Below are 1877 nucleotides of genomic sequence, written 5' to 3'. Positions count from 1 at the left end.
CCTACCACGCTCCCCGCACCCCCGCTCCCCGCACCCCCGTACCCCTCACCCCCGCACCTCAGCCCCGTACCACCCCCGCTCCCCACCACCGCATCCTCCCGACCCGAAAGACGGACCTCCCATGAGCGACCCGCTGCTGTTCAACCCGCGCACCTACGACCCGGCCCACTTCGACCCCGAGACCCGCAGGCTGCTGCGCGCCACCGTCGACTGGTTCGAGGACCGCGGCAAGCGCAGGCTGATCGAGGACTACCGCTCCCGTGCCTGGCTGGCGGACTTCCTCGCGTTCTCCGCGAAGGAGGGGCTCTTCGCGACCTTCCTGACCCCGGCCCCCGCCGCCGGGGAACAGGAGCCGGACAAGCGCTGGGACACCGCGCGGATCGCCGCCCTCAACGAGATCTTCGGCTTCTACGGCCTGGACTACTGGTACGCCTGGCAGGTCACCATCCTCGGCCTCGGCCCGGTCTGGCAGAGCGACAACGCCGCCGCCCGCGGCCGCGCCGCGCAGCTCCTCGAAGAGGGCGAGGTGTTCGCCTTCGGCCTGTCCGAGAAGACCCACGGCGCCGACATCTACTCCACCGACATGCTGCTGGAGCCGGACGGCGAGGGCGGTTTCCGCGCCGGCGGCTCCAAGTACTACATCGGCAACGGGAACGCCGCCGGTCTCGTCTCCGTCTTCGGCCGCCGCACCGACATCGAGGGCCCCGACGGCTACGTCTTCTTCGCCGCCGACAGCCGCCACCCCGCCTACCGCCTCGTGCAGAACGTGGTGGACTCCTCGAAGTACGTGAGCGAGTTCCGCCTCGACGACTACCCGGTGCGCGCCGAGGACGTCCTGCACACCGGCCGCGCCGCCTTCGACGCCGCGCTCAACACCGTCAACGTCGGCAAGTTCAACCTCTGCACCGCCTCGATCGGCATCTGCGAGCACGCGATGTACGAGGCCGTCACGCACGCTCAGGGCCGCATCCTCTACGGGCGCCCCGTCACGGCCTTCCCGCACGTGCGCCGCGAGCTCACCGACGCGTACGTCCGCCTCGTCGGCATGAAGCTGTTCAGCGACCGCGCCGTCGACTACTTCCGCTCCGCGGGCCCCGACGACCGCCGCTACCTGCTCTTCAACCCGATGACCAAGATGAAGGTGACCACCGAGGGCGAGAAGGTCATCGACCTGATGTGGGACGTCATCGCGGCCAAGGGCTTCGAGAAGGACACCTACTTCGCCCAGGCCGCCGTGGAGATCCGCGGTCTGCCCAAGCTGGAGGGCACGGTCCACGTCAACCTCGCCCTGATCCTCAAGTTCATGCGCAACCACCTGCTGGAGCCGGCCGGGTACGCCCCCGCACCGACCCGCCTCGACGCGGCCGACGACGGGTTCCTCTTCCGCCAGGGCCCGGCCCGCGGCCTGGGCTCCGTACGCTTCCACGACTGGCGCACCGCCTACGACGCGTACGCCGCCGTGCCCAACGTCGCCCGCTTCCGCGAGCAGGCCGACGCCCTGTGCGCGTTCGTCACCACGGCCGCCCCCGACGAGGAGCAGAGCCGCGACCTCGACCTCCTCCTCGCCGTGGGCCAGCTGTTCGCGCTGGTCGTGCACGGCCAGCTGATCCTGGAGCAGGCCCGCCTGTCCGGCCTGGACGAGGACGTGCTCGACGAGCTGTTCGGCGTCCTGGTACGGGACTTCTCCGCGCACGCGGTCGAGCTGTACGGCAAGGACTCCGCCACCGCGGAGCAGCAGACCTGGGCACTGGGCGCGGTCCGGCGCCCGGTCGTCGACGCCGACCGCTCGGCGCGGGTCTGGGCCCGGGTCGAGGCGCTGGCCGGGGCGTACGAGATGGCGCCGTAAGGAACGGGCGGACGGGGGGCGGGGGCCCGGG

At 71.4% G+C, this 1877-nt stretch carries 1 protein-coding gene; it reads left to right on the top strand.

Going from position 1 to position 1877, the window contains the following annotated elements; translation table 11 throughout:
- The first annotated feature begins 121 nt into the window (after window positions 1-121).
- Window positions 122-1846: an acyl-CoA dehydrogenase family protein gene (locus tag AB0D66_RS34500; RefSeq protein ID WP_362311093.1), complete on the top strand. Its 1725-nt coding sequence runs from the start codon at window positions 122-124 to the stop codon at window positions 1844-1846.
- Window positions 1847-1877: the final 31 nt, after the last annotated feature.

This window comes from Streptomyces sp. NPDC048270, from assembly GCF_040652335.1.
Classification (GTDB): Bacteria; Actinomycetota; Actinomycetes; order Streptomycetales; family Streptomycetaceae; genus Streptomyces.
This window is presented reverse-complemented; position numbering and strand designations above follow the sequence as displayed.

Excerpts from the sequence above, each read along its gene's own strand:
- AB0D66_RS34500 (WP_362311093.1), top strand. The coding sequence starts at position 122 with ATGAGCGACCCGCTGCTGTTCAACCCGCGCACCTACGACCCGGCCCAC.